Source organism: Archangium sp. (assembly GCF_036277355.1).
Lineage (GTDB): Bacteria > Myxococcota > Myxococcia > Myxococcales > Myxococcaceae > Archangium.
On the sequence record NZ_DASUNC010000203.1, the window covers coordinates 21,065 to 41,464 of the forward strand.

A 20,400-nucleotide genomic window follows, 5' to 3' on the forward strand; every position below is an offset into this window, starting at 1 on the left:
TCAGGCCGGAGTCAGCTCCACGGGCAGCCGCGAGAGCCCCCGCAGCTGGATGGAGGGAGTCCATTGCAGCGGCTCCGGCCCACGCGACAGGCGCTGGATGCGAGGCAGCAGGGCCTCCAGCGCCACGCGCGCCTCCATCCGCGTCAGGGCCGCGCCCAGGCAGAAGTGGATTCCATGACCAAAGGCCAGATTGCCCCGCTGCGGACGCTCCAGGATGAACCGCTCCGGGTCGGGGACATACGCCTCGTCCCGGCTGGCCGCGCCCAGGAGGAGGATGAGCACGGAATGCTGGGGCAGCCGCACGCCGCCCAGCTCCACCTCCTCCAGCGTCAGCCGGAAGGTGGACTGCGCGGGTGACTCGTAGCGCAGCACCTCCTCGATGAACGCGGGCACCAGGGCCGGCTCGGCGCGCAGGCGCTCCAGCAGCCCCGGTTGGTCCGCCAGCAACACGGCGCCATTGCCCAGCAGGTTCACCGTCGTCTCGAAACCGGCCACCAGCAACAGGAACAGGAAGGCCATCAGCTCCGCGTCGCTGAGCGCCTCGCCGTCCACCCGGGCCTGGAGCAGCGCACTCACCAGGTCCTCGCGAGGCTCGCGGCGGCGCTCCGCCACCACCTCGCGCATGTCGTGCTCCATCTCCTGGATGGTGTGGCGGATGCGCTTCTGGCCCTCGTGGTCGGACTCGGCGGTGGCGCTGACGGCCCCGAGGTCATCGGACCAACGCTTGAAGCGCGGGAAGAGCGAGGGGTCCAACCCCAGCAGCAGGCCGATGGCGGCGGCGGGCAGCGGCAGGGCCAGCGCGGGAAGGAAGTCCACCGTGCGCTGGGCCAGCATGGCGTCGACGAGCTGCCCGGCGGTGGCGCGGAGCATCGGCTCGAGCCGGGTGAGCATGGACGTGCCGAAGGCGCGGCTGACGAGCGTCCGGGCCCGCCCGTGCTGGGGCTCATCCATCACCAGCAGGGAGTGGGCGATGGGGTTGTGGTCCAGCCAGGGCGGCAACATGGAGCGCTGGAGCCCCGCCGAGGAGAAGACCTGGGGATTCTTCAGGACGTGCATCACGTCCGCGTAGCGCGTGACGGCCCACAGCCCGCCCGGGTCCACCTGGCACACGGGCGAGTCCCGCCGCAGCCGCGCGAAGTGCGGATAGGGATTGGCCAGGACCTCGGGAAGCACCAGATTCAAGCGCCCGCTCATGCCGTCATTCCACCTTTGTCTCGGGGAGTGCACGGCATGCTACGGGAGCGAGGCCGGGGGCTCCAGCCCCGGCGGCCCTCAGGCCTCGACGCCCACGCCCACCATCGGGCCGGGCTCGGCCGTGGCCGGCTGCTGCGCCCGGACACGGCGCGGCTCCGGAGCCTGCTGCGAGCCCTCGCGCCAGTCGAAGCGGCCCTTGAGCTTGATGAACCAGCTCTCGAAGTAGCGGTGGCTCAGCGTGGCGGCCACCACGCTCGCCGCCAGCGTCAGCACGAAGTAGACGGCCACGTGCTGCCCCGGCAGCGCCTTGCGCACCACGTTGAGGGTGAGCATGTGCAGCAGGTAGACGCCGTAGCTGACCGTGCCCACGTAGCGCACCCACGCGTGGCCCAGCACCGGCGCCAGCGGATGCTGCTCGCGGATGCAGGTGGCCACCACCAGCGCCGTCATCACCAGCGAGACGAGCCAGTTCGGCGCCTCGTGCCACACCACCACGCCGGCCAGCGCCACCGCCATGAGCGGCACGCTCCACGCCCGGCCCAGCACCCGGGACACCCAGGCGAAGCCCTTGGGCGAGTGCGTCAGGTGCGCGGCCAGGCACCCCAGGCAGATGGACGCCGAGACGCTGGTGAGCACGCGCCCGCCCAGGTGGCTCGCGTCCAGCAGCCCCGCGGACACGGCCCACGGCGCGCCCACCGACACCGCGAGCAGTCCGCCCATGAAGAGCACCGGCGTCCACGTGCGCCGCGACAGGGCCATCACCAGCGGCCACACCAGGTAGAACTGCTCCTCGGTGGCCAGCGACCAGGCGAAGTAGAAGATGACGCGCTTGTCCGCGGCCGGCGGGACGAACCAGTTGGACGTGTACGTGAGGAAGGCCGGCAGGTTGGCGAAGAAGTCCCCGCGCACCACCGCGTCCTTCTCCGACACGAACACCAGCGCCGCGTACAGGCCGAGCACCGTGTAGTACAGCGGGAAGATGCGCAGCGCGCGCCGGGCGAAGAAGCCTCGCAGCGAGATGTGCCCCGCCTTGTCCCGCTCGCGCAGCAGCAGCGTGGTGATGAGGAACCCGCTGATGGCGAAGAAGAGCGAGACGCCCAGGTACCCCCGCCCCACCAGGCCCTGATGGCTGCCCGCCACGTGGTAGGCCACCACCGCCACGATGCTCAGGCACCGCAGTCCGTCCAGTCCGGCGAAGAAGCGGCTCTTCAGGAAGGCGTCATGGGCGTTTGGCATGGAGTTCCCGTTTCGTTGGGACTCCATGTTTAGCAGCGTTACCAGATTGTGAAAGAATAAATGTTGAACCCAAACCACGAAATTTCAACAGGTGTACATTTCGTGACAGGCCTGTTGCACCGGCCCCCTCAGGGCTTCGAGGCGCCCACCTGGAGCCGGGGCCCGGGAGCGAAGGTGCTCCAGTCCGGGCAGGACACCTGACGCGGCGCGTAACGCTCGTTCCGGGCGCCCTGGGGGGAGTGGTACTGCAGCTGGGCCTCGAGCTGGGCCGTCAGCACCTGGAGCAGCGCGGCCGGAATGGGGGCCTCCGGGGAGTAGAGGTCGCGCGCCTCGCCCGGGTCCTCCTGGAGGTTGTAGAGCTCGTAGTGCTGGGACGAGCGGTCCAGCGTGAGCTTCCACGGCCAGCACACCACCCCATCCCCGAGCCGCAGCCCATGCAGGGTGAAGAAGATGGCCGGGTGCGGGGCGCCCGGACGCTCCAGCTCCGTCAGCGGCCGCCCCTGGAAGGACGGGTGCGGCGCGAGGCCGAGCAGCTCCAGCACCGTGGGCAGGACATCCAGCTGGGAGAGCGGCACGTCCACGTCGCGGCTCGCGATGCGCCGGGGCCAGTGGATGAGCAGCGGCACGCGCAGCTGGATGTCCGTCAGGGACTTGCCATGGGTGACGCGGCCGCCCTCGTAGAAATGCTCTCCGTGGTCCGAGGAGAGGATGATGAGCGTGTCCTCCCACTGGCCGCTGGCCTCGAGGTGGCTCAGCAGCCGGCCCACCTGCGCGTCCACGTACTCCAGGGCGTTGTCGTAGCGGTTGAGCACCACCTCCAGCTCCTCGCGCGGGTAGTGCAGGAAGCCGAAGGTGCCCGGGTTGGGCTCGGAGGGCTGGTGGCGTCCGGTGAAGCCCGGCGGAAGCGCGTACGGGAAGTGGGTCCGCTGGAAGTTCACGTACGCGGCCCACGGCGCCTTCGACTGCTTGCGCAGCCACTCGAGGAAGACATCCACGGTGAGGTGGTCCGGGAGCTTGCGCTCCTCGCCCTCGCCCATGTGCGGGCCGGGATGGTCGTTGGAGTCCCGGTAGAAGGTGGGCGTCCCCGTGTTCTGGAAGCGGCGCATGCCCTGCCAGTTCTCGTTCTGGCTGGAGACGGTGGCGGTGTCGTAGCCGAGCGTGTGGAAGACGTCGTGGAAGAGCATCCGCGGGTAGTTGATCTGCTCGTACTGCTCCAACCACGGCCGGCGGCGCGGCAGCAGCGAGGACAGCAGCGCCATCTGCGCGTAGGCGGACGCGGGGGCGGTGCTCCACACGTGGCGGAAGCGCAGGCTCCGGCTGGCGAGGCGATCGATGTTGGGCGTGGCGGCCCGCGAGTAGCCGGCGTAGCCCAGGTGTTGGGCCGGCACGGACTCCAGGAGGATGAGGAGGACGTTGGGCCGGGGTCCCTTCCACTCCCGGGCGGACGCGAGCCACGCCTCACCCGCGGAGAGCGGCGGACCGGGCGGCACGGACGGAGGAGGCCGCGCATCCCTCCGCGCGGAAATCCCCGCGTCCCCGGAGTCATCCCCGAGCGAGCTCAGCAGCGTCAACTCGGGGCAGGCGTCCCCCACGGACCGGAAGCCCGGCGTGGTGGCGAGCACGAACACGGCGGCGCTGCCTCCCAGGCCCACGGCCGCGAGCAGCGCCAGCGGGTACGGCCGCTGCTTCGCGGAGGGGCGGACGAGGAGCAGGAACAGCAACGCCGCCAACACGAGGGCGGACGCGCCGAGGGAGAAGATCTCGGTCCGGTGCCCCACCAGCGCGGCGTGGAAGAACTGCGAGGGGCTGGCGAGGAACATCTCCAGGCCGGAGAACGTCGGCAGCGCGCCCGACAGGATGCGCACGCCCGTGGCCATCACGTGGTGCGCGGCGGTGAGCGTGAGCCCCGCCGTCACGAGCCCCGCGGCCAACGGGCGGCCTCCCCGCAGGTGAATCCATGGAGCCGTGAGCGCCGCGCCCAGCAGGCCCACCAGCGCGAAGACGCCCGTGGACACCAGCACGGCCGCGGCTCGAGCTTCCTGGCCCGACCACGCAACGACTCCCTGCCCCAGCACCGCCAGGACCAGCCCCAACCCCGCTCCCACCTGGAACGAGCGCGTACACCACACCGCGCGGGAGGGCCTCTCGGCTGCGAAAAGCATGGGGGTCGGCATCACGTGGAAACCAGAACAGTATCACCTGGGGTCTCGTCGGATACCATCCGCGCCCATGACCGAGCGAGTCCTCAAGTGCCCGCAGTGCAATGCGCCCATCGCGCCTGCTCGCCTGGCCCGCTCGGCCGTCTGCTCGTTCTGCGGGGCCACGGTGCAGGTGGACCCCACGGCCGTCTCCGCCGCGCGCTTCCGGGAAGCCTTCCAGGCGTGGAACCAGCCGTCCAACCACGGCTACCCGGCCTGGTGGACCCTCGGCGATGGCCACTGGGCGCCCGGACAGCTCCTCGCACGGGGTGAGCTCTCGACCGTCTATGTCGCACAGAGAGCCCGCTGGCCCACCGAGCGAGTGCTCCTGAAGGTGCTGCGCGACCCGGAGGACGCGCCGCTCTTCGACCACGAGTGGGACATCCTTCAGGAGCTCCAGCGCAGCACCGCGGCCGGGGCCGCGACCTTCACCACCCGGCTTCCGCAGCCGGTGGCCCGGGGCGTGCTGCGCGATGGGCCGCACACCGGCTCGCGCGCCATGGCCCTGCGGTGGCATGCGGGCTTCGTCCACACCTTCGAGGCCGTGCGCAACGTGTACCCGGGAGGCGTCGACCCGCGCGTGTCCGTGTGGATGTGGCGCCGGATTCTCGAGACGCTCTCGTTCCTCCACAGCTCGGGAGTCGTGCACGGCGCGGTGCTCCCGCAGCACCTGGTCGTCGAGCACGGCGAGCATGGGGTGCGGCTCGTGGGCTTCAGCTGCGCGGACCGCGTGGGGGCGCCCCTGCGCGCCCTCTGCACCCGCTTCAAGGACTACTACCCCGCGGAATTCTTGCGCTCGGAGACGCTCACGCCCGCGGCCGACCTGAAGATGAGCGCGCGCTGCATCGCCGCGGTCCTCGGGGGTGACCCTTCACGAGGCTCGGTGCCGGGCTCGGTGCCAGGAGCACTGGCGGCGCTCATCCGGCAGGTCGCCGCGGGGGACGGGGTCGAAACGAGGGAGGACGCCTGGACACTTCGCGAGCGCGTTGGTGAAGTGGGACACGCGGTCTTTGGCCGCCCGAGCTTCCACCCGCTCGTGATGCCGTGAGGGCGAGGCCGCTCGCGGAGACGAAGGAGCACTGACGATGGGACACGGCAATTACAGCAGCGAGGCACACGAGGCCCTCCTTCGCGGACGCGCCCGGCTTCCGGCGCAGCAGGTCTTCCAGCAGAAGTCCTGCCACGCGCTGATGAACCCGAAGGGCGTCCGCCTCCGGGAGAGCCGCGACAGCGCCGAGCATCCCAACTCGCTGGGCATCGTCTTCGCGCTGGATGTCACGGGCTCGATGGGGACGATTCCCAAGCTGCTGGCCACGCAGCTGCTGCCGAAGTTCATGAAGGTGCTCACGGACTGCCATGTGCCGGATCCCCAGCTGCTCTTCATGGCCGTGGGGGATGCGACGAGCGACAGCGCGCCGCTGCAGGTGGGCCAGTTCGAGTCCACCGCCGAGCTGATGGACCAGTGGCTGACGTGGAGCTTCCTGGAGGGAGGCGGCGGAGGGACGGGTCACGAGACGTATGAGCTCGGCCTGTACTTCCTGGCCCAGCACACGGAGATGGACTGCTGGGTGAAGCGGAAGAAGAAGGGCTACCTCTTCATGACGGGTGACGAGCTGCCCTATCCGAGCCTGTCCAAGCACATCGTGGACGGGATCATCGGGGACAGGCTGGACGACGACTTGAAGACCGAGGAGATCGTCGCCGAGCTGCAGAAGACGTTCGTGCCGTTCTTCGTCATCCCGGACCTGGAGCGCCGCAACAAGTGCGAGCGGCGGTGGAGGGACCTGCTGGGAGACCATGTGTTGTGCATGGAGTCGCCGCAGGACATCTGCTTCGTGACGGCGGGAGCCGTCTGCCTCTACGAGGGGCTGGTGAAGGACGTGGACGGACTGAGCCGCGTGCTGAGGGACGCGAACGTGCCCGGCGATCGGCTGGCGGCGACCGTCCGGGCACTGACGCCCCTGGCGGAGGCGCTCGGACGCACCGGAGGCCCTGCCCTGTCCGGCGCTCCGTCGGAGGGAGGAGGCCTGCAGAAGCTCATCCATAACGTCTTCAAATGAAGACGCCGGGTGGACGGCGAGCCTCCATCGTCATCGACCTGGGTTTCGGTGACTGCGGGAAGGGGCTGCTGACCGACTTCCTGGTGCGGCGGACGGGAGCGTCCGTCGTGGTGCGGTACAACGGCGGCGCGCAGGCGGGACACAACGTGGTCACGCCCGAGGGCCGGCACCACACCTTCGCGCAGTTCGGTGCGGGGACGTTCGTTCCAGGTGTCCGGACGTTCCTGTCGAGGTACGTCGTCATCCACCCCACGGCCCTGCTCGTGGAGGGCGAGGCCCTGCGCACCCAGGGCGTGGGGGATGTGTTCTCGCGCATCCGCATCAGCGAGCGCGCACGCGTCATCACGCCCTTCCACCAATCGGCCAACCGCCTGCGCGAGCTGGCTCGGGGTGAGTCGCGGCACGGCAGCTGCGGTGTCGGCGTTGGGGAGACGGTCCAGGATGCGCTGGAGCATCCGGAGGAGACCGTGCTCGCCGGGGACCTGCGCGATGCGGCACGGGCGCGGAGGAAGCTCCAGCGCATCCGTGAGCGCAAGTACGAGGAATTGCGTGCGCTGTGGGATGTGATTCCCGCGGGAGGCCCGGCCGGACACGAGCGCGCCATCTTCGAGCACGAGGGCGTCATCGAGGCGTGGCTCGAACAGGCGACGCACCTGGTGAAGCTCGGCGCGGTGGTGCCCGATTCGCTGCTGGGCGCCTGGATGGCGGAGTCCCCGGCCACGGTGTTCGAGGGAGCGCAGGGGGTGCTGCTCGACGAGTGGCACGGCTTCCATCCGTTCACGACGTGGTCGGACTGCACCGCCGCGAACGCGTTGGCACTGATCGCCGAGAGTGGACTGGATGCCGAGGTGGAACGGATCGGCGTGTTGCGCAGCCACATGGCCCGGCATGGCGCGGGGCCATTGCCAACGGAGACGGAGCTCCTGCGGCCCGTGATGTCCGAGCACAACACCCACAACGCGTGGCAGGGGAACGTCCGCTACGGCTGGTTCGACGCGGTGCTGGCCCGGTACGCGCTCGATGTGGTGGGTGGAGTGGATGCGCTGGCCATCACGCACCTGGACCTGTTGAAGCAGCTGCGCACCTGGAAGGTCTGTGCCGGCTACCAGCGGGAGCCGATGCGCGGAGACTCCGAGTTCATCGCGCACCGGAGCGAGGCCGGTCTCGTCACGCGGCTGGCCGTTGCCACGACGCCATCACTCGACAGGCAGGAGCGGCTGGCCAGGTGGCTGGGGCACGTGACGCCTTCTCTCGAGGAGTGTACAGCGAACGACGACGCGGTCCTGGAGCACCTCGAACGGCTGCTAGGCAGGACCGTGGATCTCGTGTCACACGGACCTCGCGCCAGTGACGTCTCGTTTCGAAGCCAGCGCGCTACCACCTATGAATAAAGCGATCATCGTTCTCGCTGTTCTGTTCGCGCATCCGGCCGCACATGCGCAACCCCATCTCTCTTGGGGCGGGCAGCACGCTGGCGCGCGCCCCCAGTTCAACCAATCATGTGGCGCGGCCTGTGGCGCTCCGATCAATGCGAGTACCGGGGAGATCATCGCTCCGGGTGCGGTCCGGGCTGGACAGGTGCTCGAGACAGTCATTCAAGCCACCGAGGCCCTTCAGGGCTTCATCACCGTGAGCAAGTTCCTCGACGAAACCCAGAAGAAAGCCGTCGAGGAGATCCTGGTCGCGTGCGTCAAGGAGGCCAATACGAAGGTGGATGATGAGCTCTTCGGAAAGGGGCGCTCCCTGCCTGATTCCGAGTGCGGCAAACAACCCACCGTCAGGGAGAAGCTCGCCCCCACCTGGCGCAGGCATCTCGGAAAGCTCAAGCACGCCGCCGCCTTCGAGTGCATTCAACGCCGGCTCTCGGAAAAGTTCCCCGACAACGTCTCCATCGAGCCACGTCTTCGGAAAGACGAGCTCACCAAAGAGGTACTGCTGACTGACAGGTGGGACGGCTCGTTGCAACCCGACATCGTCATCCACTTCACCCGGAACATCACCCGGGTTCAGTGCATCTACGATCTCAAGTTCCCCTGCGGCTACGACGTGGGTTCCAATCCATGGACCGCTGAAGTCGTGGCACAAATGACGTCCTATGCACGCCTTGGCGGTGAGTGCCTTCCCGCGCTCATCACTCCTCAGCGTGCGATCGTTCGCCAGTAGATGAGCCCATGACCTCCATCCGTCCGCGAGTCCGAATCCCTGGGCCCATCCCCTACACGTCCTGGGCTCCCGAGACAGGGGACGTCACGAGCCATTGGAACCGCCTCATCGCCCGGGATGTCGTGCGCGCCGTCTTCTTCGTGCCCCGCGACCACTTCGACATCGCCGCTGGGGTGTCCCACGCGCTCGACAGCTACCTGCATGCGGTCAGCGCCTACCCGGCTGCTCTCTCGCAATACACCTGCTGTGATTGGGAACCCAGCGGGCTCGATGACGGAGGCTGGGAACTCATTCGAGCCACCCTGAACCCAAAGGAGCACCGATACGCGGAGGATTACACGCGCGACGAGGTCTCCCAGGCCTTGAAGGATGGTGCGGACCCCTACTTCGGCATCTACGGCACGCAAGACAGCGGCTTCTCCTTCGAGTACCACGCCCGCGTTCCCTCGCGGCAGGCCTCACCCGATAGAGCAAGCGTCCTCCGTGTCACCCTGCCCACGGAGTACCTCAAGGAGCGCGGTGCCAGCGCCATACGGGAGCTCGCCCTCGAGCTGGCCTCTCTCCTTCCCTTCGCCTCCGGACATGCCGGGCTCGCGCTGGACGTCGCTTATCCCAGGCTCGGCCGGCTCGACACCCTGCGCCCTCTGCTCTTCCGCCACCCTGGCTTCGATGTTCGCGACGCCGGCATTCGCGACGAGCTGGGCGTGAAGGTGGATGGCGTCCACTGGATGAATTTCCTCGGAGAGCCAGTGCTGGGTGGGCTGGGAGGAGCCTCGGGCCTCCGCGCCCGGCTCCACTCCCCTTCCACGGAGGTGCAGGCGTTGGACAGCGAGCGTATCCTCGTGCTGCTGGGGCCAGAGCCTGAAGCAGGAGACACGGCTCACGGTCAGCCGCTCCCCGCCTATCGCGAGCTCGCACGAGTCTTGGAGCCCTGGCAGGAGCCATTTCCCTGGGGCTACCTCGGCGACCAGGGCAAATCCGCTGATGAACAAGAGTGGCGCCGCTGGTGGCGCCGGTTCCTCGACTGAGCGATGGGTGTGCGCAGCACAACGGCGGCGCCCGTGAGCACCAGGGAGCGCTCGCGCTCGTGTACAGTGCGCCGCCATGCGCTCCGCACCTCTTCCCACCGACCTGATCGGCCTCATCGGCAACACCCCCATGGTGAGGGTGACCCAGCTCGACACCGGCCCGTGTGAGCTCTACCTCAAGCTGGAGAGCCACAACCCCGGCGGCTCCATCAAGGACCGCATCGGCCTGTCGATGGTTTCCGCCGCCGAGCAGGCCGGCCAGCTCGGTCCCCACCAGAAGCACCTCGTCGAGGCCACCGCTGGCAACACCGGCCTGGGCCTCGCGCTCGTCGCCGCCCAGAAGGGCTACCGGCTCACCCTGGTGATTCCAGACAAGATGAGCCAGGAGAAGGTGCTCCACCTCAAGGCGCTCGGCGCCGAGGTGGTCATGACCCGCTCGGACGTGGAGAAGGGCCACCCGGACTACTACCAGGACATGGCCGAGCGCATCGCCCGCGAGCTGGGAGGCTTCTACGTCAACCAGTTCGCCAACCCCGCCAACCCCCTGGCCCACGAGACCAGCACCGGCCCGGAGATCGCCGCCCAGCTCGGCAACCGTCTGGATGCGATGGTGTGCGGCGTCGGCTCCGGAGGCACCCTGGGTGGCCTCTCGCGCTACTTCGCCAAGGCGATTCCCGAGTGCGAGATGGTGCTCGCCGACCCCGAGGGCTCCGTGCTCGCCGAGTACGTGCAGACGGGCAGGATGGGCAAGGCCGGCTCCTGGGTCGTCGAGGGCATCGGCGAGGACTTCCTCCCGCCCAACGCGGACCTCACCCGCGTGAAGAAGGCCTACACCATCTCCGACAAGGAGAGCCTCGAGACGGCGCGCCTGCTGCTCAAGAAGGCCGGCATCCTCGCGGGCTCGTCCTCCGGCACGCTCATCGCCGCGGCGCTGCGCTACTGCCGCGAGCAGACCACGCCCAAGCGCGTGTGCACCTTCGTCTGTGACAGCGGCAACAAGTACCTGTCCAAGATGTTCAATGACTTCTGGATGGCGGACCAGGGCTTCCTGCCCCGCCAGGCCCACGGCGACCTGCGCGACGTCATCACCCGCCGCTACGCCGAGCGCGCCGTCGTCACCCTGTCCCCCAACGACACGCTGCTCGTCGCCTACGGGCGCATGAAGCTCTACGAGGTCTCCCAGCTGCCGGTGCTCGAGGGCAACAAGGTGGTGGGGATGATCGACGAGTCGGACCTGCTGCTCGCGGCCATCGACGACGAGACGCGCCTGCGCCTGCCGGTGCGCGACATCATGACCACGCGCCTGCAGACCGTGGATGTCCGCACCCCGGTGCGCGAGCTGCTCCCGATGCTCGACAAGGGCTTCGTGCCCATCGTCGTGGAGGGCGAGGAGTTCATCGGCCTCATCACCCGCATCGATCTGCTCAACCACCTGCGGCGCAAGCTGCGCTGAGCGGGCCGTACGAGGTACCTCGTACAGGGCGTAAACCCTGGCGGCGAAGGAGCCCGCTCTCACGGAGAGCGGGTGGCCCACCTGCGCGCGTGGATGGTATGTGCTCCGCCCTTTTCTGGAGGAGACCCCCATGCGGACCCTGAGCATCGCCCTGCTCGCCCTGGCCATCACCGGCTGCGAGACGACGTCGGGCACCACCCGCCGGAAGAGCGCCGCCGAGCGCGCCGCGGAGATCCAGCGCTATCGCGAGCAGAAGGCCGCCGAGGAAGAGGCCCGTCAGAAGGCCCTCGCCGAGGTCAGAGACCCGGACGCGGGCAACACGCAGGACACGGCCGGGACGGCGCCCGCGACCCCCGCCACGCCCGAGACGCCCGCCACCCCGGCCACTCCGGCGGCGCCCGCCACTCCGGCCGTGACCCCCATGGCCCCCCTGACGCCCGCACTGCCGGTGGGACCGCGCATGGGGCTGTTCGGCCTGCGTGCCTCGCTGCTCGGCAGCACCCTGGGCCTGGGCGAGTCCGCGGGCACCAGCTCCAGCGTGGGCATCCGGTACTTCATCAACGAGCGGGCAGGCATCGACCTGGATGCAGGCTTCGCCTACGCGTCGCAGGGGAAGACGTCCCTCACGGGCCTGTCGCTGGGTCTCGGGCTGAACATCTACAGCGACTCCCCGGGCAAGGCGCTCCGTCCCTTCTTCTCGCTGGCGGGCTCACTCAACCAGGTGGGTGCCGCGAACACGAGCACCAGCGTGTTGACGCTCGCGGCCGGTGGCGGCCTGGAGTACTGGCTCGCGCCGCAGCTCTCCGTGAGCACCAGCCTGCTGGTGGGCCTGGCGACCGTGCCCAACGCGGACACGCTCGTCATCGGCACGTTCCGGCCCGGCCTCGGTGTGACGCTGTATACCGAGTAAGGCGTGCCATACTGACCGCCCCCCATGCTCTCCCGGCCGCTCGAGAATGGAACCCGGACGTGGACCTCCCCCAACGGGGAGCTGCGTCAGTGGAACCCCGCCTCCCATGTCCTCGTGTTGAGGTTCCGCGGCGCTTTGTTCGAAGCCGAGTTCTCCCGCATCGCCGTGGCCGTCATCAACGAGTTCGCCGCCAGCAACCTGGGGAAGATGGACATCTTCCACGACTGGGAGGGCATGGCGCTCTACACCACCGAGGCGCGCACCGGGCTGACGGAGCTGGGCATGCGCCTCATGCCACGGCTCAGCTCGCTCAACGTGCTGTTCAGCTCGAATGTCGTCGAGATGGGCGTGACGATGGCCAACATCACGTTGGGTGGCATCCGCATGTTCACCCAACGTGAGGAGTTCGAGCGGGCCATCCGCCAGGCCGTGGAGTCGCGGGGCGGCACGTACACGCCCCTGCCCCCGGGGTGACGACCCTCGGCCGATGCCGAAGCAGGTGAAGCCCTCCCCGGTGCCCGAACCAGCCGCGGCCCTCGAGCTTCACCCGCTCGACCCGCGCGCCCTTGGGCCCACCGATGACCGCCGCCTCCAGCGCCTTCCGCTCGCGCATCCATCGTCGTTGCCTCTCCTGCGCCTCGGTGTGTGAGGAACGCGAGGTGACTTGGGCCCTGAGCGGGAACAATCGCACCCTGGGCCACCCTCCGAACGCCGTGCACAGGAGAACGCCATCGCTGCTGTCTGCCGTACGCAGCCGTGCTGGCATGTCGGGCAATCAACCCACGCATCCTCGGGATGATCGGCCACCGCTCCCTGGAAGCCCTGTGCGGCCCCAGCCTCCCGTGCATGAATCGAATCCACGGGAAACGGGCGGTTGTCTTGGGGGGAGCGGGCTTCCTCGGATCTCACCTGTGCGAGCGGCTGCTCGCGGATGGAGCCTCCGAGGTCATCAGCCTGGACAACTTCGTCACCGGCGATGAGCGCAACCTCGCCGGGCTGAGGATGAACAAGCGCTTCATCTCGCTGCACCACGACATCACCGAGCCGTTCAGCTTCGACGGGCCGGTGCACTTCGTCTTCAACATGGCCTCGCCGGCCTCGCCCATCGACTACGCACAGCTGCCCATCGAGACGCTGCGCGTGGGCTCGCTCGGCACGGAGAATGGACTGCGGCTGGCGCACCACAAGGACGCGGTGTTCCTTCAGGCGTCCACATCGGAGATCTACGGTGACCCGCTGGTTCACCCGCAGCGCGAGGAGTACTGGGGCAATGTGAATCCCATTGGCCCGCGCTCCTGCTACGACGAGTCCAAGCGTTATGGGGAGGCCATCGTGGCGGCGTACCGGCGCGTGCACCAGGTGCGCACCCGCATCGTGCGCATCTTCAACACGTATGGGCCGCGGATGAGGCTCAACGAGGGACGCGTGGTGCCCGCCTTCGTGGGGCAGGCGCTCCGGGGCGAGGACTTCACCGTCTTCGGCGATGGGAGCCAGACGCGCTCGTTCTGCTACGTGTCGGATTTGATCGACGGCATCGTGCGGCTGGCGATGTCGGACGTGGAGGAGCCGGTAAACATCGGCAACCCGCGCGAGATGACCATCCTCCAGTTCGCGGAGGCCGTGCGCGACGCCATGGGTGGAAGCAGCCGCATCACCTTCCAGCCGCTGCCCAGGGATGACCCGAAGCAGCGCCAGCCGGACATCTCCCGGGCGCGCACGCTGCTCGGCTGGGAGCCTCGAGTGCGGCTGGAGGATGGGTTGAGGGAGACGATCCGGTACTTCCGCGACCTGGCCGAGCGTCCGAGCCCGGTGCACACGCCCCCTGAGCTGGCGGACGCGGGTTCAGCGATTTGACGTCATCCCCTCGCAAGGGAGGGATTCGACAACGCCCGCCACCGCAGCAGGAGTCCCTCCTCCTGGGCCTTCAACTCCTCGCTCCGAAGCCGACCCGCCACCGGCCGCCTGACAGGATGCCTGCACACCGGGCGCGCACTGCATGACATCGGCCTCACACGGAGGTGGCCCCCTATCTTGTCTCCGAAACGCGGACGGCCTCCCGGGCCACGGCGACGGGAGCCGGGCAAGCAAGAGGCGGAGGGGGGAAACGGCTCCATGCTCGTCTACGGAGACCATTCGCGGGAGGTACGGCCCTCCGAGGTGCTCACGGCCCTTCGTGGACGCCTGCGCCGGGTGGAGGCCGTACCCGCGGGCATCGCCCGGCACATGGCGCTGGTGTCCCTGTTCATCGAGGCGGGCGAGCTCGCCCAGGGACTGCTCGATGCGGACTTCGCCGAGCGGCGCCAGGACGAGCCGGGCCCACGCGGCGCGTCCTACCTCGCGCTCCCCATGGCCTTCGCACGCGCCGTCCGGGACTCCTACGTGAGCGGCTTCATGCGCTACGGCCCCGTTCCCGACGAAGTACTCGACGCACTCGAGCGCCTGGAGTTGCCGGAGCGGGTGACGGTGAAGATGCCCGAGGGCTACGCCTACTACGCGCTCTACCCGGAGCTGTACCTGGAGGCCGCGCGCTCACTGAGACTGCTGCCACGCCCGCCGGTGGTGGTGGGCATCCACGGCATCGGCACGGGCCTCGCGTGCGTGGTGGCCGCCGCCGCGAACACCCTGGCCCCGCCCTTCACCGTCGGGCCGGGAGGCCATCCCTTTCAGCGCCCCCTCAGCCTCGGGCCCGAGCTCGAGCGCGAGCTCCTGGCGCGCGCGCGGGAGTCCCACGTCGCCATCGTGGACGAGGGGCCCGGGTTGTCGGGCAGCTCCTTCGGGGCGGTGGCGGACTTCCTCGAGGCGCGCGGCATCCCCGAGGACCGGCTGCTCTTCTTCCCGAGCCACGCGGGGGAGCTCGGGCCCGTGGCCAGCGAGCGCCACCGGGTGCGCTGGGCCCGGGCACGCCGGTACACGGCCGATTTCGACGCCCTCTTCGTCCATCCGGAGGACCCGCCGCCGCCGCTCGCCGCCTGGGTCGAGGACCTCATCGGCCCCGTCCACGGCCCGCTCGTGGACGTGAGCGGAGGGGCCTGGCGGCACAAGATCTTCCCGGACGAGCGCCACTGGCCCGCGGTGCACGTGCAGCAGGAGCGGCGCAAGTACCTCGTCCTGTCCGAGCGCGGCGCCTTCCTGCTCAAGTTCGCCGGCCTCGGGCTCTACGGAGAGCGCCGGCTCGCACGGGCGCGGCAGCTCTCGGAGGCGAGCCTCACGCCGCACGTGGAGGGGCTGCGGCACGGCTTCCTCGTCCAGCGGTGGCTCGAGGGCGCGCGGCCCCTTCCCCTGGCACGCGGGCTGGACCGCGCGGAGCTCGTGGCGCGCGTGGGGGCCTATCTCGGCTTCCGGGCGCGCCGCTTCATCGCGGAGCCCGGGTGGGGCGCCTCGCTCGCGAAGCTGCTGGAGATGACGCGCTACAACTCGGCCCAGGTGCTGGGAGACGGGTTCGCCGAGTCCCTGGGCCCCTGGGCTCCGCGCCTGGAGCGGCTCTCCGCCGAGGTGCGCCCGGTGGAGACGGACAACAAGCCGCACGCGTGGGAGTGGCTCGTCCTGCCGGATGGACGGCTCCTCAAGGCGGACGCGGTGGACCACCACGACGCGCATGATCTGATCGGCTGCCAGGACGTGGCGTGGGACGTGGTGGGCGCGGCCGTGGAGCTGGAGCTGGACGCGGCGGAACAGAGCATCCTCGCCGAGTACGTGGCACGGGCGAGCGGCCACGCCGTCAGCGGGCCGCTCCTGGACTTCTACCGGCCGTGCTACCTGGCCTTCCAGTTGGGCCACCACACGCTGGCGGCCTCGGCGCTGGAGGGCCTCGTCCCGGAGGAGGCGGTGCGCCTGCGCCGGGCCGCGGAGCGCTACGCCACGCTGCTGCGCAGCACCTGCTTCGCGTAGCGGCGCGTCATGCGCGCGCAGAAGTCGGCGAACTCCTCGATGCGGTGGGGCGGGCTGGTGTGGTGGTCGTTGATGCCGCACGAGCCCGGCGTGAAGCAGTACGTCAGCGTCACGTCGAAATCCTCGAGCGCGCTCATCTGCCGATCGAACCAGGCCTCGTAGTCGGGCACCAACTCGCAGATCGCAAGGACTTCAAACGGAAGCACTACGGCACGGTGAAGGCGTAGAGCTTGTTGTTCGGGGTGCCCACCTGGAAGTTGGAGTAGCCCGAGCCCCAGAACACCGTCCCATCCGCCACGGCCGGGCCCGCGTTGCACGAGCCGCCGCTGACGAAGGTCCACAGCACGGCGCCCGTGCTCGCGTCCATCGCGTACATGTGGCCCCGCGGGTCGATGGAGCAGCCGAACACCACACCATTCGCCGTGGTCACCGGGGCCAGGTCCTGCGCGCCCTCGAGCGGATCCGGCGTCTGCCAGACGATCTGCCCGGTCGCGGCATCCAGCGCCGTGAAATTGCCCCAGGAGCTCGTCTGTCCATTGGGCAGGGTGTAGGGCAGGTGATCGTAATTGACGTTGGCCGCGTAGATGCGCCCGTCCGCCATGGCCGAGCCCCACATCATGCCGCCGCCCACGCCCCCGGGCCCCACGCGCGTGCTCCACACCGTGGCGCCCGTGTCCGGATCCAACGCCCAGTAGATGCCGCTCTTCTGGCCCGCGCCCACCAGCTCGCGCGGGGCTCCATCGGCGTGGTGCGTCTTGAAGAGGATGGCACCCTGGCCGAAGTCATAGTCGGGGCCACCCGGCGGGGGGCAGTCCTCGGGGCGGATGAGGCAGGTCAGGATGAAGACGTCCTGCGGGTAGAGCTTGCGGCCCCACTTGATGGCGCCCGTGCTCGCGTCGAGCGAGAGCATGGCGTCGAAGTAGTCGTCCGGCGCGAGGCACGCCGCCGCGGTGGCGTCATCCGTGGCATCCACCAGGCACTGGCGCACCTCGGGCGGCACGTTGGAGTTGTTGCCCGTGGTCACGTAGAGGGAGTTGCGCTTCTTGTCGAGCACGAGCGTGCTGCCCCAGACGCCCCCGCCGGAGTAGCCCTCCGGCATCACGAAGGTGCGCCACACCACCGCGCCGGTCGCCGTGTCCATGGCCACCACGTTCCCGCGGAACGTGCAGCACGGGTAGGAAGGATCCGCCGCGTAGCTCTCCTCGTACGAGGCCACGCCCACGTAGACGCGGGTGCCATCCACGATGGCCGACTGCGTGATGACAGCCGCCGGGTGCGCGTCCGGATGGGACTTCCAGAGCAGGTCGCCGGTGCTCGCGTCGACGGCCAGGAAGTCGCCGTTGAGCGTGCCGAGGTAGAGTCGCCCCTCGTGGAAGGCCGGCGTGTTGCGCGAGCGGCTGCCGGGGATGCCCGTGTACTCGGAGATCCGCCGGGACCAGATGCGCGCGCCCGTGGCGGCGTCCACCTTGTGCAGCCAGCCGCCCCAGTCGGGGAAGTACACCGCGCCCTCCACCACGGACGGAGTCGCCGAGACGTCGCCCTCGGTGGTGAAGGTCCACTTCACGTACAGGTGGGGCGCCGTCTGGGGGCTGATGTGCTGCTCATCGCCCGCGCTTCGCGTGTTGTGCAGGTTGCCGCCCGCGAACTGCCAGAGGCTCGGGCCCAGGAGATGCGCGCAGGCAATCACTGGCAGGCTCGCCAGCACCAGGCCCCAGGCCCGGTGCGTGAAACGTCGGTTGGAGGTCATGGGCGGCCAGATACACCCCGGCGCGCGGCGCACTCCACCCGGCGGCCGCTGCCCCTTGCGCCTCCAAGAAGGACACGTTCCCGCTGGGATCAGCCCCGCCCGCGGCTCGGCATGTAGGCCTTTCACCTGAATCATCGGCACAGGACGCGGAGGGTGGCCCTACTGCACTCCGAGAAAAATCAGGGGTTTTCTCAATGCTTGGGACATCAAAGAAGGAATACCGTTTAGAATCGGAAACTCCCGCCCGAGAGAGGCCGCGCCATGCCGTTCTCCCGCCGTCGCTCCCTGTCGCGCTCGACGCTCCTGCAGATGGGGGCGCGCATCGCGGGAGTGGTGGCCCTGGCCACGCTCTTCAGCTACCTGCACGTGCTGCAGTCGGTCCGGACCGAGAACCTCGCGAGGCTGGAGCGGTACGTGGTGGAGCGCAGCCAGCGCGAGCAGGGCATCTTCGTGCTGGCGCAGGACAACCACGCCGTGCTGCTGAAGGCATTGGAGGAGAGGCTCCTCGCCCTGACTCCGGAGGAGGTGGACGCGCGTTTCGACCGCCTCTTCGTCCAGCTGGCGGATGGCAGCGTCCGCAACCGCCCCGAGCGCTTCGACGGTACGAAGATGCCGGGCCTCATGGTGCCCAAGGACGTCCGGATGGGCGCGGGGCTGCGCCGGAGCATCCTGGCCGCGTATGACGTGCTCGCCCAGTACGGGCCCGCCCTGCACACGCGCTTCACCAACACCTACGTCGTGCTGCCGGAAAACGTGCTGGTGCTCTACTGGCCGGAGCGTCCCACGTGGACCCAGGAGGCCGAGAGCACTCAGTCCTTCCTCACGCTCGAGTTCTACGAGCTGAGCCAGCCGGGGAAGAACCCGGAGCGGAAGACGGTCTGGTGCGGCGTCTACTCGGATCCGGTGGACAAGAGCTGGATGGTCTCGGTCTCCACGCCGCTGGACCTGGAGGGCCGGCATGTCGCGACGATTGGCCACGACGTGCTCATCCAGGAGTTGATGACGCGCACCATCAACGACCATCTGCCCGGCGCGTACAACCTGCTCTTCCGCGACGACGGTCAGCTCATCGCCCATCCGCGGTTCACCCGGGAAGGAGACACGGGCGTCTATTACATCCCGGGCAGCGGCGGGAAGAACAGCGAGGAAGCGCCCAGCGTCACCGAGGAGGAGCAGCGCGGCCTGCGGAGCATCTTCGAGCAGGTGCGCCACGGTCCGCCGGGCCAGACGGTGGCGGAGCTGCCGGAGCATGAGGAGTACATCGGCATGTCCCGGCTCGAGGGACCCGGCTGGAACTTCGTCACGGTGCTGCCCGAGCGCGTGGTGTCCCAGCCCGCGCTCCGCGCCGCGCGCCAGGTGCTGCTGGTGGGCCTCGTCGCGCTGGTGGCGGAGCTGGCCATCATGTCCTGGGTGCTCCGTCGGCACGTCACCCGGCCGCTGCTGGCCTTCAGCCAGGCCGCGGAGCGGGTGGCCGCCGGTGACTTCCAGGTGGAGCTGAACACCTCACGCGAGGACGAGCTGGGACAGCTGGCGCGGGCCATCCGGTCCATGGCCGACAAGGTCCAACAGCGCGAGGAGGCGCTGCGTCAGGCCAACGAGCACCTGGAGCAGCGGGTGGAGGAGCGCACGCGCGAGCTCCAGGACGTGCATGTCCGGCTGGTGCAGACGGCGAGGCGCGCGGGCATGGCGGAGATCGCCACCAACGTGCTGCACAACGTGGGCAACGTGCTCAACAGCGTCTACACCGCGGCGCAGCTCGCCCGGGAGCGGATGGGCCGGATGAAGCTCGAGCAGGTGGGACGGGTGGCGGGCATGCTCCAGGAGCACCAGGCCGACGTTGGAACCTTCCTCACGCAGGACGAGCGCGGCCGGCATGTGACGCCCTTCCTGGGCAAGCTGGGAGAGACCCTGCTGAACGAGCGCAAGGAGCTGCTCTTGCTGCTCGATGACGTGGGCCGGTACACCGAGCACATTGGCGACATCGTCAAGGTGCAGCAGAACTACGCGCGCACGCCACGGATGCACGAGCCCGTGCACCTGGAGGAGCTGCTGGAGGACGCGCTGCGCATCAACGCGGCCGGGCTCGCCCGTCATGGAGCGCGGGTGGAGCGGCACCTGACGGCGCTCCCTCCGGTGCTGACGGACAAGCACAAGCTGCTGATGATCCTCGTCAATCTGATCAGCAACGCCAGCCATGCCCTGGAGCGTGCGGCCACGGGTGAGCGGCGGTTGATCGTGACGCTGGAGCGAGGCCCTGGAGACTACGTCCGCATCGACATCCGGGACACGGGCGTGGGCATCTCACCGGAGATGTTGCTGCGCATCTTCCAGTACGGCTTCACCACGCGGGAGGACGGGCACGGCTTCGGTCTGCACTCCAGTGCCCTGGCGGCGCAGGAGCTGGGGGGCTCGCTGAAGGTCCACAGCGAGGGGCCAGGACGAGGGGCCACGTTCACGCTGGAGATTCCCTGCCCCATGGCCGAGGCCCAGGGAGGCGCGGCCTGAGGGGCACCAGGCGGTGCC

At 69.2% G+C, this 20,400-nt stretch carries 16 protein-coding genes; 11 read left to right on the forward strand and 5 right to left on the reverse strand.

Translation table 11 applies throughout. The features are described from left to right. The 3 genes from VFZ09_RS50055 to VFZ09_RS50065 form a co-directional block, all read right to left on the reverse strand. The gene (locus VFZ09_RS50055; protein ID WP_329734970.1) at window positions 1–1,194 is read right to left on the reverse strand and encodes a cytochrome P450; all 1,194 of its coding nucleotides are present in this window, start codon (window positions 1,192–1,194) and stop codon (window positions 1–3) included. Between the two features lie 78 nt (window positions 1,195–1,272). Then, on the reverse strand, window positions 1,273–2,430 hold the full coding sequence (locus VFZ09_RS50060) for an acyltransferase (RefSeq protein ID WP_329734971.1): 1,158 nt from the start codon (window positions 2,428–2,430) through the stop codon (window positions 1,273–1,275). A gap of 128 nt (window positions 2,431–2,558) precedes the next feature. Continuing rightward, window positions 2,559–4,592, reverse strand: coding sequence for a sulfatase (locus VFZ09_RS50065; protein WP_329734972.1), 2,034 nt, complete (start codon window positions 4,590–4,592; stop codon window positions 2,559–2,561). 67 nt (window positions 4,593–4,659) lie between these two features. Between VFZ09_RS50065 and VFZ09_RS50070 the strand changes: the two genes are divergently transcribed. The 10 genes from VFZ09_RS50070 to VFZ09_RS50115 all read left to right on the forward strand — a co-directional run bounded on the left by VFZ09_RS50070 (window position 4,660) and on the right by VFZ09_RS50115 (window position 16,130). After that, window positions 4,660–5,676 (forward strand): serine/threonine-protein kinase, encoded by a 1,017-nt coding sequence (locus VFZ09_RS50070; RefSeq protein WP_329734973.1) that lies wholly within the window; start codon window positions 4,660–4,662, stop codon window positions 5,674–5,676. Between the two features lie 37 nt (window positions 5,677–5,713). Then, window positions 5,714–6,688 carry a VWA domain-containing protein gene (locus VFZ09_RS50075; RefSeq protein ID WP_329734974.1) on the forward strand — a complete coding sequence of 325 codons (975 nt, stop codon included), beginning with the start codon at window positions 5,714–5,716 and terminating at the stop codon, window positions 6,686–6,688. After that, entirely contained in the window at window positions 6,685–8,079 is a 1,395-nt protein-coding gene (locus VFZ09_RS50080) for an adenylosuccinate synthetase (protein WP_329734975.1), read from the forward strand. Before VFZ09_RS50075 ends, VFZ09_RS50080 begins: the two co-directional genes overlap by 4 nt. Then, window positions 8,072–8,851, forward strand: a complete 780-nt coding sequence (locus VFZ09_RS50085) for a hypothetical protein (protein ID WP_329734976.1) — start codon at window positions 8,072–8,074, stop codon at window positions 8,849–8,851. The genes VFZ09_RS50080 and VFZ09_RS50085 overlap by 8 nt, the downstream gene beginning before the upstream one ends. An 8-nt stretch (window positions 8,852–8,859) precedes the next feature. Beyond that, complete coding sequence (locus VFZ09_RS50090) at window positions 8,860–9,879, forward strand: type VI immunity family protein (RefSeq protein WP_329734977.1); 1,020 nt, start codon at window positions 8,860–8,862, stop codon at window positions 9,877–9,879. 76 nt (window positions 9,880–9,955) lie between these two features. Further along, window positions 9,956–11,332: a pyridoxal-phosphate dependent enzyme gene (locus VFZ09_RS50095; RefSeq protein ID WP_329734978.1), complete on the forward strand. Its 1,377-nt coding sequence runs from the start codon at window positions 9,956–9,958 to the stop codon at window positions 11,330–11,332. A gap of 130 nt (window positions 11,333–11,462) precedes the next feature. Further along, the gene (locus VFZ09_RS50100) at window positions 11,463–12,242 is read left to right on the forward strand and encodes a hypothetical protein (protein ID WP_329734979.1); all 780 of its coding nucleotides are present in this window, start codon (window positions 11,463–11,465) and stop codon (window positions 12,240–12,242) included. A 135-nt stretch (window positions 12,243–12,377) separates the two neighbouring features. Beyond that, a complete protein-coding gene (locus VFZ09_RS50105; protein WP_329734980.1) occupies window positions 12,378–12,716 on the forward strand; it encodes a hypothetical protein in 339 nt (112 codons plus the stop codon). A 372-nt stretch (window positions 12,717–13,088) separates the two neighbouring features. After that, window positions 13,089–14,096 (forward strand): UDP-glucuronic acid decarboxylase family protein, encoded by a 1,008-nt coding sequence (locus VFZ09_RS50110; RefSeq protein ID WP_329734981.1) that lies wholly within the window; start codon window positions 13,089–13,091, stop codon window positions 14,094–14,096. Between the two features lie 258 nt (window positions 14,097–14,354). Next, complete coding sequence (locus VFZ09_RS50115; RefSeq protein ID WP_329734982.1) at window positions 14,355–16,130, forward strand: hypothetical protein; 1,776 nt, start codon at window positions 14,355–14,357, stop codon at window positions 16,128–16,130. On the opposite strand, the gene VFZ09_RS50120 is transcribed toward VFZ09_RS50115, so the two are convergent. Together VFZ09_RS50120 and VFZ09_RS50125 are read right to left on the reverse strand one after the other, a co-directional pair. Next, on the reverse strand, window positions 16,094–16,300 hold the full coding sequence (locus VFZ09_RS50120; RefSeq protein ID WP_329734983.1) for a hypothetical protein: 207 nt from the start codon (window positions 16,298–16,300) through the stop codon (window positions 16,094–16,096). The genes VFZ09_RS50115 and VFZ09_RS50120 overlap by 37 nt on opposite strands. A 35-nt stretch (window positions 16,301–16,335) precedes the next feature. Then, entirely contained in the window at window positions 16,336–17,877 is a 1,542-nt protein-coding gene (locus tag VFZ09_RS50125; RefSeq protein WP_329734984.1) for a PQQ-binding-like beta-propeller repeat protein, read from the reverse strand. A gap of 261 nt (window positions 17,878–18,138) precedes the next feature. On the opposite strand from VFZ09_RS50125, the gene VFZ09_RS50130 reads away from it, so the two are divergent. Beyond that, window positions 18,139–20,382 (forward strand): ATP-binding protein, encoded by a 2,244-nt coding sequence (locus VFZ09_RS50130; protein WP_329734985.1) that lies wholly within the window; start codon window positions 18,139–18,141, stop codon window positions 20,380–20,382. The last annotated feature ends 18 nt before the right edge of the window (window positions 20,383–20,400 follow it).

Coding starts and splice junctions, on each gene's coding strand:
- VFZ09_RS50055 (WP_329734970.1), bottom strand. CDS start 1,194: ATGAGCGGGCGCTTGAATCTGGTGCTTCCCGAGGTCCTGGCCAATCCC.
- VFZ09_RS50060 (WP_329734971.1), bottom strand. CDS start 2,430: ATGCCAAACGCCCATGACGCCTTCCTGAAGAGCCGCTTCTTCGCCGGA.
- VFZ09_RS50065 (WP_329734972.1), bottom strand. CDS start 4,592: ATGCTTTTCGCAGCCGAGAGGCCCTCCCGCGCGGTGTGGTGTACGCGC.
- VFZ09_RS50070 (WP_329734973.1), top strand. CDS start 4,660: ATGACCGAGCGAGTCCTCAAGTGCCCGCAGTGCAATGCGCCCATCGCG.
- VFZ09_RS50075 (WP_329734974.1), top strand. CDS start 5,714: ATGGGACACGGCAATTACAGCAGCGAGGCACACGAGGCCCTCCTTCGC.
- VFZ09_RS50080 (WP_329734975.1), top strand. CDS start 6,685: ATGAAGACGCCGGGTGGACGGCGAGCCTCCATCGTCATCGACCTGGGT.
- VFZ09_RS50085 (WP_329734976.1), top strand. CDS start 8,072: ATGAATAAAGCGATCATCGTTCTCGCTGTTCTGTTCGCGCATCCGGCC.
- VFZ09_RS50090 (WP_329734977.1), top strand. CDS start 8,860: ATGACCTCCATCCGTCCGCGAGTCCGAATCCCTGGGCCCATCCCCTAC.
- VFZ09_RS50095 (WP_329734978.1), top strand. CDS start 9,956: ATGCGCTCCGCACCTCTTCCCACCGACCTGATCGGCCTCATCGGCAAC.
- VFZ09_RS50100 (WP_329734979.1), top strand. CDS start 11,463: ATGCGGACCCTGAGCATCGCCCTGCTCGCCCTGGCCATCACCGGCTGC.
- VFZ09_RS50110 (WP_329734981.1), top strand. CDS start 13,089: ATGAATCGAATCCACGGGAAACGGGCGGTTGTCTTGGGGGGAGCGGGC.
- VFZ09_RS50115 (WP_329734982.1), top strand. CDS start 14,355: ATGCTCGTCTACGGAGACCATTCGCGGGAGGTACGGCCCTCCGAGGTG.
- VFZ09_RS50125 (WP_329734984.1), bottom strand. CDS start 17,877: ATGACCTCCAACCGACGTTTCACGCACCGGGCCTGGGGCCTGGTGCTG.
- VFZ09_RS50130 (WP_329734985.1), top strand. CDS start 18,139: ATGCCGTTCTCCCGCCGTCGCTCCCTGTCGCGCTCGACGCTCCTGCAG.